A 21798-nucleotide genomic window follows, 5' to 3' on the forward strand; every position below is an offset into this window, starting at 1 on the left:
CGTCATGGACATGCCTCTGAACACCTTCAAGCAGGCCCTGCTTCGCGGTGAACCGCAGATCGGCCTGTGGCTCGGCCTGGCCCACGCCTACAGTGCCGAACTGGCGGCCAACGCCGACTTCGACTGGCTGTTACTGGACGCAGAGCACGCGCCCAACGATCTGCGCAGTCTGCTGTCGCAATTGCAGGCCATCGCCCCTTATCGCTCGCAACCGGTGGTACGCCCGCCAGTGGGCGACACCGCCCTGATCAAGCAGTACCTGGATCTGGGCGCGCAGACACTGCTGGTGCCAATGGTGGAGACAGCGGATCAGGCGCGTCAGTTGGTTCGTGACATGCGTTACCCGCCAGAGGGCGTACGCGGTGTCGGCAGTGCTCTGGCGCGGGCGTCACGCTGGAACAGCGTGCCCGGCTACCTGGACAAGGCCAACCACGAAATGTGTCTGCTGGTGCAAATAGAGTCCCGGGCCGGCCTGGATAATCTGGACGACATCGCTGCGGTGGATGGCGTCGATGGTGTCTTCATCGGTCCGGCGGACCTCAGTGCCGCCCTGGGCCATCGCGGCAACCCCGGCCATCCAGAAGTACAAAGCGCCATCGAGGATGCCATTCGCCGCATCCTGGCCGCCGGCAAGGCCCCCGGCATTCTCTACGCCGATACCGGAAAAGCCCGCCATTTTCTCGATCTGGGTTGTCTGTTCGTGGCCGTGGGCGTGGACACCAGCCTGCTAATGGGGGCTCTGAAAAACCTGGCCGGTCAGTTTAAACCCGATGACGACAATCCCACCTCACCTTCCGTGTATTGACCCGTGCAGTGTATTGACCCGTGTATTAACGCCACGACGCTGCTGTTCGCAGCCGCTCTGTTTCCTTAATGGAGGAAGCGCTGGAATATGGCATGGTCGGCGTTAATGAAGGTATTATTTCCAACCAGCGGGCACCCTTTGGCGGCACCAAGGAATCAGGTCAGGGCCGCGAAGGCTCCCGTTACGGAATAGAGGACTATCTGGAAGTAAAATACATGTGTCTGGGCATCGGTTGATGCCCATTCCAACTGTAAGGACGCCGATCCCGCATGCCCAAAGCCGCACCCTCCCTCACCCTGGCCCTGTTGCAGGGTCGCGAAGCCGTGATGGCGTACTTCCGCCCTTTGCTCAACAAACACAACTTGACCGAGCAGCAATGGCGCGTCATTCGTATTCTTAAACAAGCCCCTGACTTTACCCTGGAAAGCCGTGATCTGGCCGCCCTGGCCTGTATTCTCCGGCCCAGCCTTACCGGCGTGCTGGTGCGCTTGGAAAAAGCCGGCCACGTTCGCCGCTGGAAACCGGAAACCGATCAACGGCGCCTGTGCGTCACCCTCACCGACCAGGGACATGAGGTATTCGCGCAGATGAGCAAAGGTATGAATCGACAGTATCAGAAGATCCAGCAGCGACTCGGCGAAGACGACTACCAGACGTTGATGGATCTGCTCAGCCGGCTGCGGGACCTGCAGCCCTGATTCCGGACGCAGTCCTGAACCCGGAAACAGGCTGGCGGCGACCAGAGGCCGCCGCCGCTTCTGTTATTGTGGCCGGCGCATGCGGCAACCGGTGGCCGGCATGGTGACCGCCTCCGGTTCGATGCGATCCAGTTTGGCGAAATTGAAATCCGTTCCTTCGGCACCATAGGGCATGTTGTCCTTCAGTACCGAAACGAACAACGGTGTTTGCAGCTGGTGGTCCTCGCCACGCATGGTGACGGTGCCATAGGACGTTTCCAATGACAGCCCTTCCAGCGCCCGGGCCACGGCCACCGGATCATTGCTGCCGGCCTTGTCCGCCGCCTTTTGCAGCATTTCCAACATTACCGTGATACGCGGATAGAACAGGAAGTAATCCCACTTCTTGTCTTTATACATCTGCTTCTGACGCTCGCCGATGGCGTCGTCGTCGGTATCACCGTAATAGCCATAAATCTCATAAATGCGGTCCACTCCCTGCTCGCCCAACTGGCTGACCACCCCCGGGCTGCCGCCATAATAAGTCAGGAACGGCACATTCAGACCGAATTCCGCCGCCGCTTTGACCAGCAAGGAGATGTCCTGCCCCCAGTTACCGGTGATGATGGCGTCGGCCCCGGATGCCTTGATCTTGGAGACATAAGGCGTGAAATCCTTCACCTTGCTCAACGGATGGAAATCCGTACCGACAATTTCGATGTCCGGACGTTTTTCCTTGAGCATGGTACGCGCCGCTTCCGCCAACGCATGGCCAAAGCTGTAGTCCTGGTTAATCAGGTAGATCTTCTTGATGTCATCCCGCTTGGCGATCCAGTCGGTAAGCGCTTTCATCTTCATGTCGGAATGGGCTTCGAAGCGGAAGTGCCAGAACGAACAGCGGTCGTTGGTGAAACTCGGCTCCACCGCGCCGTGGTTCAGATAAAGCACCTCTTTTCCGGGGTTACGCCGGTTATACTTATCCACCGCCGCGATCAGAGCCGAGCCCACCGCCGAGCCGTTACCCTGAACAATGTATCGGGCCCCTTCATCGATGGCTTTCTGCAACTGCACCAGACTTTCCTGGGGATTGATCTTGTTATCCAGCCCGATGATTTCGATGGAATCCCCATTGAACCCACCGTTGGCGTTAAGCCGTCGCGCATCGAAACGAAGGTGCTCCAATACCGGCAGGCCGGTGCTGGCCATGGGACCGGTCAGTGGATCAATCAGCGCAATTTTTACCGGTGCCGCCAACAGCGGTCCCGTTATCATCATCAATGCAGCGAATAGAACAGAAATGGCACTCCGCATAAAGCCTCCGTTGTTATTTTGATAAGCGTTATTCATGCCTCCCGAAGCAAGGCTTTTAATATTTACTCTTTGTATATACCAAAGAGTATGTGCACAACAACGAGGCCATGTCTATTTTACCTTCCACCACCTAGTCTCCACTGTCCGCCTGGCGTCGACGAGCGCTCATACGCAAGTTGAGCATTTCCACGCCAAAGCTGAACGCCATGGCGAAGTAGATGTAGCCTTTGGGTATGTGGAAATCGAGGCCGTCCGCCACCAACGCCGTGCCCACCAGCACCAGAAACGCCAGCGCCAGCATCTTCAGGGTGGGGTGTTCGGTAACGAAATTACCGATGGCATTGGCGAAGACCATCATGAAGCCCACCGCGATGACCACCGCGATCACCATCACCTCCAGATGATTGGCCATGCCGACAGCGGTAATCACGGAGTCCAGCGAGAACACCACATCCAGCAATGCGATCTGCACCAGAATACTGAGAAAGGAAGCGCTGCCCCTGGACTTGGTGAACTGATGTTGTTCGCCCACGTCATCGATGGAGTGATGGATTTCCATCACCGATTTTGCCAGCAGAAACAAACCGCCGAGAATCAACACCAGATCGCGACCGGAAATGCCCTGCCCCAGCACCGTGAACCAATCCGCGGTGAGTCTGGTCAGCCAGGCCAGTGACGCCAGCAACAGCAGCCGCATGATCATGGCCAGGGACAGGCCGATCAAACGCGCCTTGGGACGCTGCCGCTCTGGTAACCGGTCGACCAGAATGGACAGGAAAATAATGTTGTCGATACCCAGCACGATCTCCAGGGCGGTCAGCGTGGCGAGCGCCACCCAGGCCTCCGGAGAGGTCATCCACTCAAGCATGTATCATCCTTCGTCCAGCCACCAACGTTAAGTCCTGGCGTTAGGGGGCCGAACCAAGCGCCTCACCCGCTCCCCAGGCATCGATTTTCGGCCATTGAAGCGCCATTGCCGCCCCCCATCCTACCCATAGTCCCCCCCTCTCGCCCACTGGTTCATGTACCGGCCATATGGGCGTAGTATCAAGGGACCCCAACCCCACAACTTGCATGAAAAGGAGGTGCGCAGTGACGAGGATTGGCCAGGACACCCTGAACAGCGCCAAGCCGCTGAACGTCGGCGATCGGACCTATCATTACTTCGATCTCAACACCGTGGCCGACAAAGGATGGGGTGACCTCAGCAAACTGCCCTTTTCCCTGAAAGTTCTACTGGAAAACCTGCTGCGCCATGAAGATGGCGACACCGTCACCGTGGACGATATCGAAGCCCTGGTCCGCTGGCCGGAGAAACGCACTTCTGATCGCGAAATCAACTACCGCCCCGCCCGGGTATTGATGCAGGACTTCACCGGTGTACCCGGGGTGGTGGATCTGGCCGCCATGCGCGACGCCATCAGCAAGGCCGGCGGCAACCCGGACCGCATCAACCCGCTGGCCCCGGTGGATCTGGTCATCGACCACTCGGTGATGGTGGACAAGTTCGGCAATCCCCAGGCGTTCTCGGAAAACGTGGAGATTGAATACGAACGCAACCGCGAGCGGTATCAGTTCCTTCGCTGGGGCCAGAAGGCCTTCGACAATTTCCGCGTGGTGCCACCGGGCACCGGTATCTGTCACCAGGTCAATCTGGAGTACCTGGCCCGCGGCGTCTGGTCCGGCGACAGCGACGACGGCAACACCTATGCCTATCCGGACACGCTGGTGGGCACCGACTCCCACACCACCATGATCAATGGCCTGGGTGTACTGGGCTGGGGTGTCGGCGGCATCGAAGCGGAAGCGGCCATGCTCGGCCAGCCGGTGGCCATGCTGATCCCGGAAGTGATCGGCTTCAAGATCACCGGCAAACTGCGTGAGGGCGTTACCGCCACCGACCTGGTGCTGACCGTGACCGAAATGTTGCGCCGCCGTGGCGTGGTGGGCAAGTTCGTCGAATTCTTCGGTGACGGCCTGGCCGACCTGAGCCTGGCGGACCGCGCCACCATCGGCAACATGGCACCGGAATACGGCGCCACCTGCGGCTTCTTCCCCATCGACGAACGGACCACCGAATATCTGCGACTCACCGCCCGTCCCCAGGAAGTGGTGGATCTGGTGGAAGCCTACTGCAAGGCCCAGGGTCTGTGGCGCTCCAGCGCCGATCCCGATCCGGTCTTCACTGATACCCTGGAGCTGGACCTGGACGACGTGGTCCCCAGCCTGGCCGGTCCGAAACGACCCCAGGACCGGGTACCGATGACGGAAGTGAAACGCACTTTCGCCGATCTGCTCACCAAGGAGCTGAAACTCGATGACGCCGAGATCTCCAAGTTGGAAGGCGAAGGCGGACAGACCGCGGTGGGCAACCACGAACCCAACAGTGGTGTGGAAGTGGAACTCAACGGCGAGCGCTTTCACCTCGACCATGGCGCCGTGGTGATCGCCGCGATCACCTCCTGCACCAATACCTCCAATCCCAGCGTCATGCTGGCCGCCGGTCTGGTGGCAAAAAAGGCGGTGGAAAGGGGCCTGATCCGCAAACCCTGGGTAAAAACCTCGCTGGCACCGGGCTCCAAGGTGGTGACTGACTACCTGAACAAAACCGGCCTCCAGGACCCGTTGAACGAACTGGGATTCGATCTGGTGGGCTACGGCTGTACCACCTGTATCGGTAACTCCGGCCCCTTGCCGGAAGAGATCGACCACGGTATCACCGAAGGCGATCTGGTGGTGGCGTCGGTGCTCTCCGGTAACCGCAACTTCGAAGGCAGGGTGCACCAGAGCGTGCGCACCAACTGGCTGGCATCACCGCCGCTGGTGGTGGCCTACGCCCTGGCCGGTACCGTGCGGATCGATCTGGACAAGGACCCGCTGGGCCGCGACAACGACGGCAAACCGGTCTATCTGAAGGACATCTGGCCCAGCAGCAAGGAAATCCAGGATGCCATGCTGATGGTCAACAACGACATGTTCACCCGCGAGTACGCCAGCGTGTTCGACGGCGATGAAATCTGGAAGAGTCTGCCGATACCGGATTCCAAGACCTATGAGTGGAACAGCAAATCCACTTACATCCAGAACCCGCCTTTCTTCGAAGGCCTCACCCCCGAAGTGGAAGACGTGCAGCCGGTCAGCAACGCCCGCGTGCTGGCTCTGCTCGGCGATTCCATCACCACCGACCACATCTCGCCGGCCGGGGCGATCAAGGCGGACAGCCCGGCCGGGCATTACCTGCAGGGCCACGGCGTGGAGCCGATCAACTTCAACTCCTACGGTTCCCGGCGCGGTAACCATGAGGTGATGATGCGCGGCACTTTCGCCAACATCCGTATCCGCAACGAGATGACACCCAACATCGAGGGCGGCTACACCAAGCACATGCCTGGCGGTGAGGAAATGCCGATTTACGGCGCCGCCATGCGTTACCGTAAGGAAGGCGTCCCCAGTGTGGTGGTGGCCGGCAAGGAATATGGCACCGGCTCCAGCCGCGACTGGGCGGCGAAAGGCACCCGTCTGCTTGGGGTACGCGCGCTGATCGCCGAAAGCTTCGAGCGGATCCACCGCTCGAACCTGATCGGCATGGGCGTGTTGCCGCTGCAATTCCCGGAAGGGGTGGACCGCAAAACGCTTAACCTGGATGGCAGCGAGGAAGTGGATATCCCCGGTCTGAACAACGACCTGAAACCGGGCCAGGAAATCGAGGTGGTATTCCGCAAGAGCAACGGCAAGGCGCACAGCGTCAAGGCGATCAGCCGTCTGGATACCGGCGCCGAGGTGACCTATTACAAGAATGGCGGCATTCTCCACTATGTGCTGCGGCAAATGATGTAACCCTCCCGCGCCGGCCCTGCATAAACGGGGTCGGCGCTCTTCTTTCTTTTTTTCTTCCTTACCTTTTTCATACACGTCTTTTCATTCCCCTTTTTTTCGCCTACCGGAAAACGTCGATAAGCGCTTTTTTACCGTCTTTATTGCCCTCAAAAGTGGGGCATAAAGAGCCGGCCAGTTGCCGTTTTTTCCAAGCGGAAAACATTCTATCTGTCCCCTTTTTTATGGATTACGCATTTTTTATAGGAACGAGTTTGCGTTCGGCGCATAACAGAGCAAAGATAGGTTCGCCGGCAGCATTTGGGGCAAGCCGGCAAGGCGTTGCTCCTGCCCCGGGCGACGCCGCCACTGTTGATCATCACGGACCAAAAAATCACACAAGGAGGCAAGAGACAGGGAATGAATATTTCCACGGTAATCAACCCGAAAATTCATCCTTTTCTATATGTCTATCGCAGCCGCGAAGATGATTTCTGGTGGTGTGCGATTCCCTACATCGATAAGCGGGCAAGGCGCCGCCAGAAACGCTGTACTTTCCGCGACAGCAAGTTTGGCAGCACCGAAGCGGCGCTCTATCAGGCAAGGATCTGGCGCGACCGGCAGATCCAGCGGCCAGAAGTACGCGCCGCCATGGGAAAACACCGACCATTGATCCTTTGCAGCACCGACGAATTGGATCGCATGTCCGAGACCCGGAACCCCTTCGGCCTGGTGGGCATCACCGCCACCTTTCGCGACAAACCCCTGGGGGGTAACTTTTCGGTCACCGCCAACCGGGGGCGCAAGAAGTGGTTTTCCATGCGTCGCTATGGTGGCTATGGCGCTTTCCGCCGGGCGGTGGAGCAGCGCTGTCGCTGGGTCGGCGAACCAATGCCCGACGAAGAAGACCTCAAACGCCGTTATCAACACTGGGCTCGTCGCAACCGCGACACCCTGATCAGCCATCGGGTGGAAACCTGATCCCGGCAACACAGAGCCGCCAATCCGGCGGCTCTGTTACCCTTCTTCCCTGCCGGTTGAGTTCTTTGGTAACAACACAACAAAATAATGTATTTGTATTAATCTTTAATACAAGAACACTCAGTTTTACCTGACCATAAGAGCCTTCCATTCGAGCCTTGAAACCGTTGATTGCTCCTTTTCGCCACTGTCCCGCCCTTTCCTTTTTCTTCTTGAAAAATTAAATAATCTTTTTATAACAACAAGTTATATATCAGAAGAGAGACCTGAACCGCACTATCGCTTCCTCCTCCCGCCCTCATTCATAGCACGCCTTGACACCCGAAAATGGGGAGGGCTAAAGTGAAATTGAAGTTCATTATTTGAGAGATCAGGCATTATTTTAATGCTCTGACGTTTACTTCTGCCGGATCACCAGGCTTCGCTCCTGGCGGGGAATCAGCAGCCACGACAACTTTTCACAACAACTATCGACAACAATATGGCCCGACAAGAGCGGAACATCGCCGGGGCCAGGCTCGGGAAGCAGGTAGTCAACATGGGTTTCTATGTATTACGGCGCTTGCTGGCGCTGATTCCCACCCTGTTCATCGCCAGTGTCATTGCGTTCACCGTGGTCCGTCTTGTTCCCGGTGATGTTCTCGACCTGATGCTCAGCGAGAACGTGTACTCTTCCGGCGCGCCGGAAGACCGGGCCCAGTTGGAACAAGCGCTGGGCCTGGACAAGCCGCTCTATCAACAATATCTGCACTGGGCCGGCGATGCCCTGCAAGGGGATCTGGGGAAATCGCTGTGGCGCAACACCCCGGTCACCGGGGAAATCGCGGCGCGCCTGGACGTCACTTTGGAATTGGGCATTCTGGCGCTACTGATCGCGCTGGCGATCGGGCTGCCCATCGGCATCTTCGCCGCGGTCCGGCAGGAGACTCTGGGCGATCATATTGGCCGCACCTTTTCCATCCTTGCCCTGGCCATGCCCAATTTCTGGCTTGGCACCCTGGTGGTGATTCTGCCGGCCTTGTGGTGGGGCTGGTCCCCGCCCAATGAGCTGGTGCCGTTCTTTGAAAACCCGCTGGAAAATCTCAAGACCTTCCTGTTGCCCTCTCTGATTCTGGGCACCTCGCTATCGGCGGTGATCATGCGCATGACCCGCACCATGATGCTGGAAGTGCTGCGTCAGGATTACATCCGCACGGCCTGGGCCAAGGGGCTGCGCGAGCGCCGGGTGGTACTGATGCACGCGGTGAAGAACGCCATGATTCCGGTGATCACTCTGGTTGGCATCCTGGTGCCGATTCTGTTCGGCGGCACCGTCATTATCGAGCAGATCTTTCGCCTGCCGGGGCTGGGACAATTGCTGTTGGAAGCGGTGAGCACCCGCGATTACCCGGTCATCACCGGCGTCTTTCTGGTCACCGGCGTGGTGGTGATGCTGGTCAACCTGCTGGTTGATCTGTGCTACGGCTATCTTGACCCCAAAGTTCGTTACGACCGCTGACGGAGACCGCCATGAGCCTGTCCATACAGCCCCCCGCGGCCGCCATCCCGGCCACACCGCCGCGCCGTCGTCCCCGCCCCAAAACACTGCGTTTCCTGCGGCGCCTGTGCAAGGAGCGGCCACTGGGCGCGCTGGGCGCGATGATTTGCCTGGTGCTGTTGTTGACCGGCCTGTTCGCCGACGTCATCGCCCCCGAAGGGTTCAACGCCATTAACCCCATCGAACGGCTGCAAGCCCCTTCGGCCACGCATTGGCTGGGCACCGATCAACTGGGCCGCGATGTCTTCGCGCGCATCGTGCACGGTGCCCAGCTGTCGGTGATCGTGGCCTTCGCCGCCACCACGCTGTCGATTGTGATCTCCGCGCTGCTGGGCATTCTCAGCGGCTATTTCGGTGGCCGTCTGGACATGATCATTCAACGCCTGGTGGATGGCTGGATGTGTTTTCCCGATCTGATTCTGCTGATCGTGGCGGTGGCGGTCCTGGGCCCGGGCACCTGGCAGGTGATCCTTATTCTGGGGTTGCTGTTTGGCATTTCCGGTTCGCGCATCATTCGCGGCGCGGTGCTCAGTGCCAAACAGAACGTCTATGTTCACGCCGCGCAATCCATGGGCGCCTCCAGCGCCCGTATTCTGCTCAAACATATTCTGCCCAACGTCATGGCACCGCTGATCGTGCTTTATACCACCCGTCTGGCGGCGGTGATTCTGGCCGAATCCGGGCTCAGTTTTCTCGGCCTCGGCATCCCCCCGCCGGAGCCGAGCTGGGGCGGCATGCTCAGCCTGGACGGACGTAGCTATATGTTCCAGGCACCGTGGCTGGCGATCGCGCCCGGCATCGCGCTGACCGTGGCGGTGTTCGGCATCAACATGTTCGGCGATGCCCTGCGTGACCTGCTCGACCCGAGAATGCGCGGTGGCGGCGGTCGTTATCTGGCCCGCGTCAAACGCACCATCGGCAGTTGACCAGCCCCTGGCCCGAGGAAGGGAGAGACCATGTCCACAGAGACTTCGACGGCGACGGCCGCCGCCGCGCCGCGCAACAAGCCCGCCCCCACACTGCTACGGGTGGAAAACCTGCACACTGTGTTCGAGAAGGACGACAGCCTGGTGCACGCGGTCAACGATGTCAGCTTCGATGTGCGCCGTGGAGAAGTGCTCGCTATTGTTGGCGAAAGCGGCTCCGGCAAAAGCATCACCGCCATGTCGCTGTTGCGTTTGATCCCCAGCCCGCCGGGGCAGATCATCGGCGGCCGGGTGCTGTTTGACGGTCAGGACCTGCTGGATCTGTCCGACGATGCCATTCGTCAGCTCCGGGGCCGCGACATTTCCATGATCTTCCAGGAACCGATGACCTCGTTGAATCCGAGTCTGCGCATCGGCCGGCAGCTGGCGGAACCGCTGCGCGTTCATGGCAGTGTGCCCAAGAACAAGGTTCGTGAGCGATGCATCGAGTTACTCAGCCAGGTGCGTATCGGTGACCCGGAAAAACGCCTCGACGCCTATCCCCATGAGCTGTCCGGTGGCATGCGCCAACGCGTCATGATCGCCATGGGACTGGCCTGCCTGCCCCGGCTGATCATCGCCGACGAACCCACCACCGCCCTGGACGTCACGGTGCAGGCGCAAATTCTGGAACTGCTGCGCGACATCACCCGCGCCAGTCAGTCGTCGATGATACTGATCACCCACGACCTCGGCGTGGTGGCCCGCTACGCCGACCGCATCAACGTCATGTACGCCGGCCGTATCGTCGAGCGTGGCACCGCCCACGATATTTTTCATCGGCCGCGACACCCGTACACGGTGGGCCTGATGGAATCCATGCCACGGCTCGACGACGCCATTGGCAATCGTTTGACGCCGATTCCCGGCTCACCGCCGGATCTGTCCGATCCTCCGTCCGGATGTGCGTTCCATCCCCGCTGCCGCTTCGCCCTGCCCCGTTGCAAGCAGGAACGGCCTCCGCTGGAGCGGCTCGACGAAGAACACTGGAAAGCCTGCTGGGTGAATCTCGATGACACACACTGATTCTCACGCCGACACCGATCCGCTACTCCAGGTCAGCGGCTTGAAAGTCCATTTCCCGCTGCGCCCGGGTTTGTTCGGCAAACCCGCCGCCATGGTCAAGGCGGTGGACGGTGTCGATTTCACCGTACGTCGTGGCGAAACGCTGGGCCTGGTGGGCGAATCCGGTTGCGGCAAGTCCACCACCGGTCTGGCGGTACTGCGCATGACCCCGCTCACGGAAGGACGCATCGTCTTTGACGGCGAGGACATCAGCCATCCGGACGCGGCCACCACGAAGCGGCTGCGGCGCAAGATGCAGATGGTGTATCAGGACCCGTTCGGGGCGCTCAACCCCCGCATGCGCGTACTGGATATCATTGGCGAACCGCTGCGCGTGCACCGGCTCACCCGCACCCGGGCGGAATACCGGGAACGGGTCATGGACCTGCTCGACCGGGTCGGTCTCAAAGCGGAAATGGCCGACCGCTATCCCCACGAATTCTCCGGCGGCCAACGGCAGCGCATCGGTATCGCCCGGGCACTGGCGGCGGATCCGTCACTGATCATCTGCGACGAACCGGTGTCCGCTCTGGACGTATCGATCCAGGCCCAGGTCATCAATCTGCTGGAAGACCTGCAACGGGATCTCGGTCTGACCTATTTATTCGTTGCCCACGACCTGGCGGTGGTGCGTCACCTTTGTCACCGCATCGTGGTCATGTATCTGGGACGAGTGGTGGAAGTGGCGGATCGGGAGCGGTTGTATCAGGCACCACGCCATCCTTATACCCGGGCGCTGCTGGGCGCCATTCCCATCGCCGATCCGGATCCGGTGGTCCAGGCCCGCTTCAACCCTTCGGTCGACGGCGAAGTCCCCAGCCCCATCGATCCGCCTCCGGGCTGCCCGTTCCATCCCCGCTGTCCCCACGCCACCGATCTGTGCCGCCGCGAGGCACCACGGCCGATCGACGTGGAAGACGGCCACAGCGTCGCCTGCCATCTTCACGACCCGTCCCGGGTGGCGGAGATGAATCACTCCGAACCTTCATACCAAGAACAAGCGAGGAACATCGCATGACTCTGCGCACTCTTCGAACCACTCTGGTTCTGGCCACGCTCGGCGCCGCCGGTGCTATCCAGGCCGCCGAGGAAGCAACACCCCAGCTCGGCGGTACCGTGAATATCTCCACCATGTACCGCACTCTGGATGCCACCACCTGGGATTTGCAGAATTGGACCTGGAAAGGCAACCACGACAATCTGCAACTGGAATCCCTGCTGCGCGGCGACCTGCAATACGGCCCGCGAGGCAAGAATGAAAACTCGTTCGTCGAGCAGGCTTATATTCCCTACAACCAGCTGGAAGGCAGCCTGGCGGAAAGCTGGGAGGTGAAGGAAGACCCGATGCGGGTGATCTTCCACCTGCGCAAGGGCGTCCAGTGGCAGGAAGTGCCCGGCGTGATGAAAAAGCGGGAACTGGTGGCCAACGACGTCATCACTTCGTTCCAAAGCCGTGGCGAGAGTCCCCGCGCCATCCCCACCTTCTGGGATTTCATCGAGCGCTGGGAAGCGCCGGATGACCACACCGTGATCGCTTATTTCAACCAGTTCCACGGCAACTGGCCGTACCGGATTGCCTGGGGATACTACGACGGCATCTCTCCGCCGGAGTGGCAGAATCTCAGCGAGGACAAACGGGCGGACTGGCGTAACGCCGCCGGCACCGGCCCCTATCGCATCGAAAAGATCGAGACCGGCCGTCAGCAGGTGTACGCGAAGAACGACGGCTACTGGGATTCGGTGACCCTCAACGGCAAGGAATATCCGCTGCCGCTGAACGACAAAGTGATCTATCACATCATCAAGGATGAGGCGAGCGCGGTGGCGGCGCTCAGTTCCGGCCGCATTGATATCATGGAGGCGATCCGCTGGCAGTTGGTGGATCAGTTGAAGAAAACCGCGCCGGAGTTGCAGTTCCGCAAGAACCTGTCCACCAATGGCACTTATATCGCCCTGCGCACCGATCAAAAACCCTTCAACGATGTACGCGTGCGCCGCGCCCTGAACATCGCGGTGGACCAGAAAGCGATTCTCTCCTCGCTGCTCAATGGTGAAGGGGAATTGCTCAACTATCCCTTCGCACAGCGTTGGACCGAGTTTTATACCCCGCTGGACCAGCTCTCCGATGAAGCCCGGGAACTGTTTGAATACAACCCGGAGAAAGCGAAAAAGCTGCTGGCCGAAGCCGGTTATCCAAAAGGCTTCAGCTTCGATCTCCAGGTCTGCTCCTGCAGCCCCTACCACATGGATGTGGCGCCCATGCTGCAGGCTTACTATCAGCAGGTCGGTGTGAAAGTGAACATCAAGACCATGGAGTACGGTGCCTTCCGCTCCAACATGCGTGGCAAGACCCAGGCCGGCGGCTATCTGATGAACAACGGCTCCGGTAATCCGATCCAGGTACTGCGCAAGAGCTTCCGCACCGATCAGACCTGGAACGCGTCCTGGTACAGCAACGAGGAGTTTGACCGGAAGATCGACGCCGCCATCAAGGAACCGGACACCGAGAAACGCAACGCGATGCTGAAAGAGTTGAATGATTTCATCATCGATGAAGCCGTGCCGCACGTGTGGCTGCCGACGGAAATGGGCTACTCCGCCTGGTGGCCGTGGGTGAAAAACTACTACGGTGAGCAACGTATCGGCGCGGTCAAACCCAACGCCATCTACTCACGCATCTGGATCGATCAGAAAATGAAGGAAAGCATGGGCAAAGCGCGCTGATCACGGCACCGCTTCCCGCAACACGGCCCCCAGGGCCGTTTCCCCCGCGCCCGGCTCATGCCGGGCGTGTCGTACCCAGTACAGCGGCCGCACCAAACGCTGATGCGGCCCCGGCACCGGACACAGCCGACCGTCGGCCAGCGCCGCGCTCACACTGGTCTCGCTGACATAACCGACACCGGCCCCGGCCATCAGCGCCTGGCGCACCGCCTCGCCGGCCCCCAGTTCCAGTATCCGTTGCGGCTCCGGAAAATCGGTCCCCAGACTGCGTTCAATCACCGCCCGGGTGCCCGAACCGGGCTCACGCATCACCCAGGGCCAATACGCGGGATCCGCCTTCAATGCCTCCACCACCGATGGTGCCGCCACTCGTAATAGCACATCGTCGCGCCAATGCCGCACCCGCAGCAGAGCATGGGACACCGGCCCCTCCACCAGCGCCAGGTCCACTTTCAATTCCAGCAGCAATGCCACCGCCTGGCGGGTATTGACCACATCCATCCGCACCCGCGCCCGCGGATGACGCTGCCTGAATGTCGACAACAATGGCGGCAGATAGTAATTACCCAAGGTGTGGGTGGCGGCCAGCATCACCTCCAACGGGGGCGACTGGAACAACCTCTCGCAACGGGAGAGCTGTGTCAGCAAGGCGCGAGCTTCCGGAATCAGCGCCCGCCCCCGGTCATTCAGAACCAGCCCGCGGCCAACACGATCGAACAGCCGCGCGTCCAGCCGCTGCTCCAACTGCGCCAGGCCCTGACTCACCGCCGGCTGGGTCAGCGCCACCCGTTCCGCCGCCGCCGCCACCGAACCGGTTTCCGCCACCGCAAGGAACAGCCGCCATTGTTTGAGTGTTGTTTCATTCATAAATTTATTTTAGTTATAAGTTTATAATTATCAAATATTATTATTTATGGCGCTTCGGCATAGTGGCTTGACCTTGCCAAAGGATCACAGGAACCACCGATGCGCACCCTCTCTCTCTCCCTGCCCCGCCCGCACTGGCCCATGGCGCTGCTGGTCCTGGCCTGCGCTCTGGCCGGGATCGGCCTGGCCCACAGCCGGCTGGCTCAACACTGGGGACTGGGCGCGCTGGCCCTGGCCATGCTGCTTGGCCTGGTGGTGGCGCAACCGCTGCCAGCGCCACTGCGCGAGGCCGGCGGATCCGCCCTGGCGCTGTTCAAGGGGCCGATTCTGAAAATCGCCATCGTCCTGTACGGACTGCGCATTCCCCTGGACGCGGTGGGCGAACTGGGCCTCGGCGTGATCGCCCTGAACGCCGGGCAAATCGCCCTGAGCCTGATACTCGGCGGCTGGCTGGGGCAGCGCTGGCTGGGCATGAGCCGCGCCGCCGCCCTTTCCATCGGCGCCGGCAACGGCATCTGCGGTGCCGCCGCGGTGCTCGCCGCCGAGCCGGTGCTGGGGACCCGCGACCGGGATACCGCCATGGCGGTGGCGGCGGTGGTGGTGTTCGGCACGCTCAACATGCTGTTGCTGCCACTGCTGTATCACCATCTGCCAACACTGTTTCCGGACCAGAATCACTTCGCCGTGCTGGTGGGGGCCAGCGTCCAGGAGGTGGCCCAGGTGATCGTCGCCGCCCAGGCCATGTCGCCGGCGCTGGTGGACAGCGCCCTGCTGGTCAAAATGGTGCGGGTGATGATGCTGGCGCCGGTACTGCTGATACTCGGCATGGGCGCGCGCCGCGCCGCCGGCACTGGCGCCGGCACCAGCATCGGCAACAGTGGCATCAAGGCACGGCCGGTTCTCCCCGCTTTCACGTTCTGGTTCGTCGGTGCCCTGGTGGTCAACGGCCTGGGCTGGGTACCCGATTCCCTGGCCTCTCCCCTGGCCGGCCTGGACGACATTCTGCTGGCGCTGGCGATGGCGGCACTGGGCTTGAGCACCCACTTCGATTTGCTACGCCGCGCCGGATGGCGCCCTCTGGCCCTGGGCGCGATACTCTGGCTCGCCACCCTGGCGGTGGTCTTCGCCGCCCTGTTCAGCGGGGCTCTCTAGTCGCCGAAACCGATCATTCCCTCTTTACCCCCCCTTTGGGGGGTATCGGCCCCCTCCGGGGCCATCGATAATGCCCCTGTTTGTGACGACCACCCTCAACTTAAAAGAATCAGGGACATGAACAGATACAAGGATCCGTTTTTTCACTCCGCTTCTCTTTTCTTGTTTGCCGCGCTCGTTTTGAGTGGATGTGGCGATAACGAATCCGGCGGCGATGCCAACGCCGCCACGGCGACGCTTCCCGCCTATGAACGCATCCCCGATTGCGACGGCATGGCCGCGATCCTCGGGGACCTGGTCAGTGGCTTGACGCCCGCCGACGATGAAGGCGAGCCAGGTCGTTATCAGGAAGACGGCCGCTATGGCGTCAACTGCACCTGGCTGACGCCCCGGGTGGAAAGTGATAACGCTTTCGAAATGGTCAAGGGCGGCAGTCTGTCGATCGGTATCACCGTGGACCCTCAACACAGCTCCGACGAGAAAACACTACGCGACCTGGGCATGGTGTATGACGATGCCCGCGTCGAAGCCCTTGGCGGTTATGTCGTCGACATGGGCGGCAAACTCGATCCCTCCGCCCAGTTGGGCATGATCGGACCGCAAGTGGTGGTTGGCAGCGTCAACATTTCCTTCGCCGCCGGCGGCCTGTACTTGCAAAAAGTGGAAGAACTGAAAAGTATCACCAACGACCGTGTCATCGAAGCCGCGGTCGCCCTGCATCGCTCGTTACGCTAGATCCGAACGGCACTCATTGCCCCATTTCACTTCAAGGAGAGGAAACCATGCTGAAATCCATTCTGACCCGCCTGTTGGCGGCGTCCATCGCCATCGCCGCCTTCGGCCCACTGCATGCGCAGACTTCCGGGGGGGCTCCCAACATGGCCCAGATGGGTAACCAGGTGGCCACCTTCAGCGGCAGCATGCACGCCGCCGCCGAGGTGTGCGGCGGTTACACCAAGGACCAACTGGCGGATATGAAAGCCAAGCAGAAACAGCAGATGACCAAAATGGGCCTCACCGCCCAGGAATTCGACACCGCCTTTGACACCGGCAAGAAAAAAACCGATGAGCGCTGGGACACCATGTCCAAAGCCGAGCAAAAATCCGCCTGTGAGGAACTGCGGCAACAGATGAGTCAGGCCTTCAACGGCATGATCAAGTAGTCCGGCTCACGGGATCGGCGGGATCTGCTACACTGCCCGCGTCAAAGTCACAGCCATTCAAGTCATGCGTTTTATCGCTTTTTTTACACTCGCTCTGCCGCTGTGGGCGCCACTGGCCACGGCGGCGGACGCGGCCCGGGACGAAACCCGCGACGCCCTGTTGCGAGAGCAGCAGGAACTGAATGAGCGGGCCGAGGCCCTGGCCGACCAGCAGGCCACCACACAACGGCTGTTGGAACAGCAGCAGGCTTATCTGGACGCCCTGGAAAAGGAAATCCAGTCATTGAAAGCTGCTCCAGAATCAGATCAAAAAAACTGATCAATCCGTTTCAGCCAGTCCTCTCCCTCCCCTGGTAACACAACGCTATCTTGGGCTCTCCCATCCTCAACAGGAGAGTCCGATGAAGCGCGTTCTGGTTCTTTACTACTCCATGTACGGCCATATCGAAAGCCTGGCCCGGGCCGTGGCCGAAGGCGCCGCCAAAGTCGACGGCGTGGAAGTGGAGATCAAACGAGTGGCCGAGACCATGGATCCGGAGGCGTTCCAGAACGCCGGTGGCAAAACCGACCAGGCCTACCCCGTGGCCAGCCCGGCGGAACTCAAGGACTACGATGCCATCATCATCGGCACCCCCACCCGCTTCGGTAACATGAGTGGCCAGATGCGCACTTTTTGGGACCAGACCGGCGGCCTGTGGGCCCAGGGTGCCCTGGCCGGCAAAGTCGCCAGTGTGTTCACCTCCACCGGCACCGCCGGCGGCAAGGAAACCACCATCATCAGCACCTGGCTGACCCTGGCCCACCACGGCTTCATCATCGTGCCACTGGGCTATGCCGATCCCGGTCAGGAACAAATGGACATCAGTGAAGTGCATGGCGCCTCCCCTTACGGAGCCGGCACCATCGCCGGTCCCGACGGCAGCCGCCAGCCCAGCACCAAGGAACTCAATCTGGCCCGCTACCAGGGAGAACAGGTGGCCCGCCTGACCGCGAAACTGTGACCTCCGATTCAGCCTGACACTTCTCTCGTCTTGCTCTGATCCCCCCTTTGGCCGCCTTCCCCTTCCTGAACAGGCGGCCTTCTTTTTTGCCTGCCATCATGCCGGAGCTCGCCATTCACGTTATGGTAGAGACTCCACTGAGCAAGGAATCACCATGGCCGACACCACCGCTATCTCCGAGTCCAACCGGCAACCCACCCTGGCCGTTCTGATCGACGCGGACAACACACCACCGGCCATCGTCGAGGGCCTGTTCGAGGAGATCGCCAAGTACGGCACCGCCACCATCAAGCGCATCTACGGTGACTGGACCCAGCCCAACCTTGGTGGCTGGAAGAAAGTACTGCTGGATCATTCGATTCAGCCGGTGCAGCAGTTCGCCTACACCACCGGCAAGAACGCCACCGACAGTTCGCTGATCATCGATGCCATGGATCTGCTCTACACCCGGGAGCTGGATGGGTTCTGTCTGGTTTCCAGCGACAGCGACTTCACCCGGCTGGCGGCCCGATTACGGGAAGCCGGCCTCACCGTGTATGGCTTCGGTGAACAAAAGACCCCCAAACCGCTGGTGGCGGCCTGCGATAAATTCATCTACACCGAGATTTTGCGCGCCGGCGATGACAGCGCCGCCAGCAAGGGCGGCAAAGCCGGCAAGGACAAAACCAGCGGCAACACGCCGCCTTTGAAGTTCATCGCCCGGGTCATCGACGATGTCTCCGGAGAAGACGACTGGGCCCATCTGGGGGTGCTTGGACAGAACCTGAGCCAGCGCCGCCCGGAGTTCGACACCCGGCTCTACGGCTTCCGCAAACTGAGCGAGCTGCTCAATGCCCAGACCGGCCACTTCGAGCTGAAGAAAGGGGAAAACGGCGGACTGTGGGTGAAGAACAAGAACGGGTGATCGCGGTCCACGCCCCGCGATTCTCCTGTTGCTTCCCCACCTATCGAACCAGCCAGAGACTCAATTCCGGCACATAGGTAATCAGCAGCAGCGCGATGATCAGCACCAGCATGAACGGCAGCGTGGCCCGGAACAGTTCGGTGATCGACTTGCGGAACCGGTAGCTGGCGATGAACAGATTCATCCCCACCGGCGGCGTGATGTAGCCGATCTGCATGTTGGCGACAAAGATAATGCCCAGATGTACCGGATCGATGCCGTAGCGCAGCGCCACCGGCAGAATCAACGGCACCATGATCACCAGAGCGGCAAAAATATCCAGCACGGCGCCGAGCAACAGCAACAGAATATTGAGCAGAATCAAAAACGCCAGCTTGCTCTGTACGTGGGTCTGGATGAAGGCGAACAAATGCTCAGGCACGCCGGCATACACCAGATAGTCGGCGAAGGCCTGGGCCACCGCCAGAATCAGCAGGATTCCCCCCACCATGACCATAGCTTCGCGGGTCAGCCCCGGCAGACGGCGCAACGGAATCTCCCGGTACAGCACCACTTCCGCCAGCAGCACATAAAGGGCGGTGACCGCCGCCGCCTCGCTCACCACCAGGAAGCCGGAGAAGATACCGCCGAGCACCACCAGCGGCAGCGGCAATTCCCAGCGCGCATCCCACAGCGCCTGCCCCAGCTCCCGCGCGTTGAACGGTTGCCGCGGCAGCGGGTCGCTGCGATTGACATACACACAGTAGCCGTACAGCAACACCACCATCAGCAGCGCCGGTCCCACCCCGGCCAGGTACAGATCGACGATTTCCACCGGCGGCATGGTCAGTTGCTGCGACAACTGCTGGGCGATGATGCCGTAGATCAGCAGCGGCACCGATGGCACCAGCAGCAACCCCAGGCTGCCGGACGAGGTCACCAGCCCGAGGCTGAAACGCTGCGGATAACCGGCCTTGACCAGCGCCGGCAGCAACAGCGCGCCCAGCGCCACGATGGTGACACCGGAGCCGCCGGTGAGCGCGGTGAAAAAGGCGCAAGCCACCAGCGCCACGAAGGCCATGCCGCCGGGCATCCAGCCGAACGCGGCCTGGCTGAGACGGACCAGGCGATCGGCGGTACGCGATTCACTGAGCAGAAAACCGGCAAAGGTGAACAGCGGCAGCGCCATCAGCACCACCGAATCGGACAGCTGGTAAATATCAATGTGGAGCACCGACAGCGGTGTCTCCTGGGTGAAGAAGCCGATGGCGGCCGCGGCCAGCAGAATGGCGAACAGCGGCGCGCCCATCAGTGCCAGCACGATCAACAGAACAATGGCGGCGATAATCATCCCAGCGGCTCCCGCATGCAGGGCCGGCGCCCGCCCAACCCGAGCACGAACAGCACCAGGTAACGCAGCGCCATGACGCTGAAGCCGAACGGAATGATCACCTGCGGCACCCAGCTCGGGATGCCGGCGAAGGCAATCTCGCCGTACTGATACTCCTCGATCACGAAACCAATACTGTACCAGGCCACCAGAGTACAGATGGCGGCGGTGAACAGATCCACCGCACCGGTGATCCAGGGTTGGAAGGATTTGGGCAACCACTGTCCCAGCAGATCGATGCGGATGTGCTCGTCCCGGCGGGAGGCGATCATGGCGCCGAGCAGGCCGATCCACAACACCGCGTTACGCAGCAGCGGCTCCACCCAGATCAGACTGACACCGGCCATGTTGCGCAGCCCGATTTGCACCACCGCCAACAGCACCATGCCCAGCAGGATGGCCACGATCAGGCCATCCTCCAGCCGGTGCAACCAGGACAGCAGGCGCCGCATCAACGGGCCCGGTAGTCGTCGAGCAGCCGATGCAGCCGGTCCAGCATGCCACTGCTCAGCTCGCCGTCGCTGACCAGCGACTGGGTGGCTTTATCAGCGGCGGATTTCCACTCGGTGCGTTGTTCGTCGCTGGGGGTCACCGTTTCCAGCCCTTGCTGTTGCACCGCCTTGAACGCTTCGCGGTTCTGCTCGCGGCCTTCCTGATCCAATTGAGTGAAGGTGTTGCCCAGGACTTCGCGCATGATCTTCTGATCCCCCTCGGAAAGACGATCGAAATAGCGCTTGTCGATGGCCAGCAGGCCGTAGGTGTACAGCAGCGGCAGGTCGGTGATGTACTTCACCCGCGCGTACCATTGCAGAGTGAGCGCCGCCACCGGCGGCGCGGCGAAGCTGTCGATGGCGCCGGTCTGCAACGATGTCAGCACCGAGCCGATATTCAGCACGATCGGAGACAATCCCAGTGTCTTGGCCGCCTTGGCGGAAGCCGAGTCACTGGCCGGCAACCACAACTTGCGCGCCTGCAGATCCGCCAGACTGACCACCGGCTGCGTCGACATAATGTAGGCAAAGCCGCCGTCCACCAGTCCGAAACTGATCCAGCCGTTATCTTCCAGCCCCTTGAGGATGACCGGATCCAGCTCTTCGCGAACCGCGTCCACTTCGCCGTAATCATTGAACGTGAGCGGCACGTTGAGGATCTGGCCATCCGGATAGGCGTCGGCGAAGGCACCGCCCTGGGCCATCTGGCCGTGCAACTGACCGATACGAATCTTGCGCTGTACCGCCCTGTCGTCCCCCATCACACCGCCGGGATAAATCTTCAGGGCCACTCGTCCCTCGGTGCGCTCCTCGATGGTGGCGCCGGCTTTTTTCAGCGCCCGAACCACACTGGTGCCATCCGGATACAGGGTGGAAATCTTGAAGGTGGTGGCCAAGGCCAGCACCGGAAACAGGGCCATGACGGCCACCACGAATCGCAACATCATCCTCTCCAGCTTCGATGGGGCCGGGC

General features: G+C 60.8%; 21 protein-coding genes and 1 pseudogene. 16 read left to right on the top strand and 6 right to left on the bottom strand.

Annotation, left to right across the window (positions count from 1 at the left end; translation table 11 throughout):
* Positions 1-4 precede the first annotated feature (4 nt).
* The 3 genes and pseudogenes from hpaI to hpaR all read left to right on the top strand — a co-directional run bounded on the left by hpaI (position 5) and on the right by hpaR (position 1503).
* Entirely contained in the window at positions 5-805 is an 801-nt protein-coding gene (gene hpaI / locus B5T_RS16300) for a 4-hydroxy-2-oxoheptanedioate aldolase (RefSeq protein ID WP_014995626.1), read from the top strand.
* Positions 806-879: 74 nt separating this feature from the next.
* Positions 880-1041, top strand: a pseudogene (locus B5T_RS22820) (aldehyde dehydrogenase family protein); the annotation flags it as partial.
* A gap of 33 nt (positions 1042-1074) precedes the next feature.
* Complete coding sequence (gene hpaR, locus B5T_RS16305; RefSeq protein ID WP_014995628.1) at positions 1075-1503, top strand: homoprotocatechuate degradation operon regulator HpaR; 429 nt, start codon at positions 1075-1077, stop codon at positions 1501-1503.
* A 63-nt stretch (positions 1504-1566) separates the two neighbouring features.
* Here the strand turns inward: hpaR and B5T_RS16310 are convergent, their stop codons facing one another.
* Both B5T_RS16310 and B5T_RS16315 read right to left on the bottom strand, forming a co-directional pair.
* The gene (locus tag B5T_RS16310; protein ID WP_229682947.1) at positions 1567-2757 is read right to left on the bottom strand and encodes a branched-chain amino acid ABC transporter substrate-binding protein; all 1191 of its coding nucleotides are present in this window, start codon (positions 2755-2757) and stop codon (positions 1567-1569) included.
* 166 nt (positions 2758-2923) lie between these two features.
* Positions 2924-3661, bottom strand: a complete 738-nt coding sequence (locus B5T_RS16315; protein WP_014995630.1) for a TerC family protein — start codon at positions 3659-3661, stop codon at positions 2924-2926.
* A 224-nt stretch (positions 3662-3885) separates the two neighbouring features.
* Here B5T_RS16315 and acnA point away from each other — a divergent pair, with 224 nt between their 5' ends.
* The 7 genes from acnA to B5T_RS16350 all read left to right on the top strand — a co-directional run bounded on the left by acnA (position 3886) and on the right by B5T_RS16350 (position 13878).
* On the top strand, positions 3886-6630 hold the full coding sequence (acnA, locus tag B5T_RS16320) for an aconitate hydratase AcnA (protein WP_014995631.1): 2745 nt from the start codon (positions 3886-3888) through the stop codon (positions 6628-6630).
* Positions 6631-7026: 396 nt separating this feature from the next.
* The gene (locus B5T_RS16325; RefSeq protein ID WP_041717088.1) at positions 7027-7587 is read left to right on the top strand and encodes a hypothetical protein; all 561 of its coding nucleotides are present in this window, start codon (positions 7027-7029) and stop codon (positions 7585-7587) included.
* Between the two features lie 538 nt (positions 7588-8125).
* Positions 8126-9085: an ABC transporter permease gene (locus tag B5T_RS16330; protein ID WP_014995633.1), complete on the top strand. Its 960-nt coding sequence runs from the start codon at positions 8126-8128 to the stop codon at positions 9083-9085.
* Positions 9086-9096: 11 nt separating this feature from the next.
* Positions 9097-10050, top strand: a complete 954-nt coding sequence (locus B5T_RS16335) for an ABC transporter permease (RefSeq protein ID WP_014995634.1) — start codon at positions 9097-9099, stop codon at positions 10048-10050.
* Positions 10051-10080: 30 nt separating this feature from the next.
* The gene (locus tag B5T_RS16340; RefSeq protein WP_014995635.1) at positions 10081-11115 is read left to right on the top strand and encodes an ABC transporter ATP-binding protein; all 1035 of its coding nucleotides are present in this window, start codon (positions 10081-10083) and stop codon (positions 11113-11115) included.
* Positions 11102-12172, top strand: a complete 1071-nt coding sequence (locus B5T_RS16345; protein ID WP_051015523.1) for an ABC transporter ATP-binding protein — start codon at positions 11102-11104, stop codon at positions 12170-12172. Before B5T_RS16340 ends, B5T_RS16345 begins: the two co-directional genes overlap by 14 nt.
* On the top strand, positions 12169-13878 hold the full coding sequence (locus B5T_RS16350; protein WP_014995637.1) for an ABC transporter substrate-binding protein: 1710 nt from the start codon (positions 12169-12171) through the stop codon (positions 13876-13878). The genes B5T_RS16345 and B5T_RS16350 overlap by 4 nt, the downstream gene beginning before the upstream one ends.
* Here B5T_RS16350 and B5T_RS16355 read toward each other — a convergent pair whose 3' ends face one another.
* A complete protein-coding gene (locus B5T_RS16355; RefSeq protein WP_014995638.1) occupies positions 13879-14745 on the bottom strand; it encodes a LysR substrate-binding domain-containing protein in 867 nt (288 codons plus the stop codon).
* Between the two features lie 99 nt (positions 14746-14844).
* Here B5T_RS16355 and B5T_RS16360 point away from each other — a divergent pair, with 99 nt between their 5' ends.
* From B5T_RS16360 to B5T_RS16385, 6 genes are all read left to right on the top strand, one after another.
* Positions 14845-15897 (top strand): YeiH family protein, encoded by a 1053-nt coding sequence (locus B5T_RS16360; protein WP_014995639.1) that lies wholly within the window; start codon positions 14845-14847, stop codon positions 15895-15897.
* Between the two features lie 117 nt (positions 15898-16014).
* Positions 16015-16632: a hypothetical protein gene (locus B5T_RS16365; RefSeq protein WP_014995640.1), complete on the top strand. Its 618-nt coding sequence runs from the start codon at positions 16015-16017 to the stop codon at positions 16630-16632.
* 47 nt (positions 16633-16679) lie between these two features.
* Positions 16680-17060 carry a hypothetical protein gene (locus tag B5T_RS16370; protein WP_014995641.1) on the top strand — a complete coding sequence of 127 codons (381 nt, stop codon included), beginning with the start codon at positions 16680-16682 and terminating at the stop codon, positions 17058-17060.
* Between the two features lie 64 nt (positions 17061-17124).
* Positions 17125-17379: a hypothetical protein gene (locus B5T_RS16375; RefSeq protein WP_014995642.1), complete on the top strand. Its 255-nt coding sequence runs from the start codon at positions 17125-17127 to the stop codon at positions 17377-17379.
* An 82-nt stretch (positions 17380-17461) separates the two neighbouring features.
* Positions 17462-18061, top strand: a complete 600-nt coding sequence (gene wrbA / locus B5T_RS16380; protein WP_014995643.1) for an NAD(P)H:quinone oxidoreductase — start codon at positions 17462-17464, stop codon at positions 18059-18061.
* Positions 18062-18215: 154 nt separating this feature from the next.
* Positions 18216-18965 carry an NYN domain-containing protein gene (locus B5T_RS16385; protein ID WP_014995644.1) on the top strand — a complete coding sequence of 250 codons (750 nt, stop codon included), beginning with the start codon at positions 18216-18218 and terminating at the stop codon, positions 18963-18965.
* 40 nt (positions 18966-19005) lie between these two features.
* Here the strand turns inward: B5T_RS16385 and B5T_RS16390 are convergent, their stop codons facing one another.
* Genes B5T_RS16390 through B5T_RS16400 form a run of 3 tightly spaced genes read right to left on the bottom strand, consistent with a single transcriptional unit; the run spans position 19006 to position 21772 of the window.
* Entirely contained in the window at positions 19006-20295 is a 1290-nt protein-coding gene (locus B5T_RS16390; protein WP_014995645.1) for a TRAP transporter large permease, read from the bottom strand.
* Positions 20292-20786: a TRAP transporter small permease gene (locus tag B5T_RS16395; RefSeq protein WP_014995646.1), complete on the bottom strand. Its 495-nt coding sequence runs from the start codon at positions 20784-20786 to the stop codon at positions 20292-20294. The genes B5T_RS16390 and B5T_RS16395 overlap by 4 nt, the downstream gene beginning before the upstream one ends.
* On the bottom strand, positions 20786-21772 hold the full coding sequence (locus B5T_RS16400) for a TRAP transporter substrate-binding protein (protein WP_229682946.1): 987 nt from the start codon (positions 21770-21772) through the stop codon (positions 20786-20788). The genes B5T_RS16395 and B5T_RS16400 overlap by 1 nt, the downstream gene beginning before the upstream one ends.
* Between the last annotated feature and the right edge of the window lie 26 nt (positions 21773-21798).

The sequence above is a fragment of the Alloalcanivorax dieselolei B5 genome (assembly GCF_000300005.1).
In the GTDB taxonomy this organism is placed as follows: domain Bacteria; phylum Pseudomonadota; class Gammaproteobacteria; order Pseudomonadales; family Alcanivoracaceae; genus Alloalcanivorax; species Alloalcanivorax dieselolei.

Coding starts and splice junctions, on each gene's coding strand:
- hpaI (WP_014995626.1), top strand. CDS start 5: ATGGACATGCCTCTGAACACCTTCAAGCAGGCCCTGCTTCGCGGTGAA.
- hpaR (WP_014995628.1), top strand. CDS start 1,075: ATGCCCAAAGCCGCACCCTCCCTCACCCTGGCCCTGTTGCAGGGTCGC.
- B5T_RS16310 (WP_229682947.1), bottom strand. CDS start 2,757: ATGATGATAACGGGACCGCTGTTGGCGGCACCGGTAAAAATTGCGCTG.
- B5T_RS16315 (WP_014995630.1), bottom strand. CDS start 3,661: ATGCTTGAGTGGATGACCTCTCCGGAGGCCTGGGTGGCGCTCGCCACG.
- B5T_RS16325 (WP_041717088.1), top strand. CDS start 7,027: ATGAATATTTCCACGGTAATCAACCCGAAAATTCATCCTTTTCTATAT.
- B5T_RS16330 (WP_014995633.1), top strand. CDS start 8,126: ATGGGTTTCTATGTATTACGGCGCTTGCTGGCGCTGATTCCCACCCTG.
- B5T_RS16335 (WP_014995634.1), top strand. CDS start 9,097: ATGAGCCTGTCCATACAGCCCCCCGCGGCCGCCATCCCGGCCACACCG.
- B5T_RS16340 (WP_014995635.1), top strand. CDS start 10,081: ATGTCCACAGAGACTTCGACGGCGACGGCCGCCGCCGCGCCGCGCAAC.
- B5T_RS16345 (WP_051015523.1), top strand. CDS start 11,102: ATGACACACACTGATTCTCACGCCGACACCGATCCGCTACTCCAGGTC.
- B5T_RS16350 (WP_014995637.1), top strand. CDS start 12,169: ATGACTCTGCGCACTCTTCGAACCACTCTGGTTCTGGCCACGCTCGGC.
- B5T_RS16355 (WP_014995638.1), bottom strand. CDS start 14,745: ATGAATGAAACAACACTCAAACAATGGCGGCTGTTCCTTGCGGTGGCG.
- B5T_RS16360 (WP_014995639.1), top strand. CDS start 14,845: ATGCGCACCCTCTCTCTCTCCCTGCCCCGCCCGCACTGGCCCATGGCG.
- B5T_RS16365 (WP_014995640.1), top strand. CDS start 16,015: ATGAACAGATACAAGGATCCGTTTTTTCACTCCGCTTCTCTTTTCTTG.
- B5T_RS16370 (WP_014995641.1), top strand. CDS start 16,680: ATGCTGAAATCCATTCTGACCCGCCTGTTGGCGGCGTCCATCGCCATC.
- B5T_RS16375 (WP_014995642.1), top strand. CDS start 17,125: ATGCGTTTTATCGCTTTTTTTACACTCGCTCTGCCGCTGTGGGCGCCA.
- wrbA (WP_014995643.1), top strand. CDS start 17,462: ATGAAGCGCGTTCTGGTTCTTTACTACTCCATGTACGGCCATATCGAA.
- B5T_RS16385 (WP_014995644.1), top strand. CDS start 18,216: ATGGCCGACACCACCGCTATCTCCGAGTCCAACCGGCAACCCACCCTG.
- B5T_RS16390 (WP_014995645.1), bottom strand. CDS start 20,295: ATGATTATCGCCGCCATTGTTCTGTTGATCGTGCTGGCACTGATGGGC.
- B5T_RS16395 (WP_014995646.1), bottom strand. CDS start 20,786: ATGCGGCGCCTGCTGTCCTGGTTGCACCGGCTGGAGGATGGCCTGATC.
- B5T_RS16400 (WP_229682946.1), bottom strand. CDS start 21,772: ATGATGTTGCGATTCGTGGTGGCCGTCATGGCCCTGTTTCCGGTGCTG.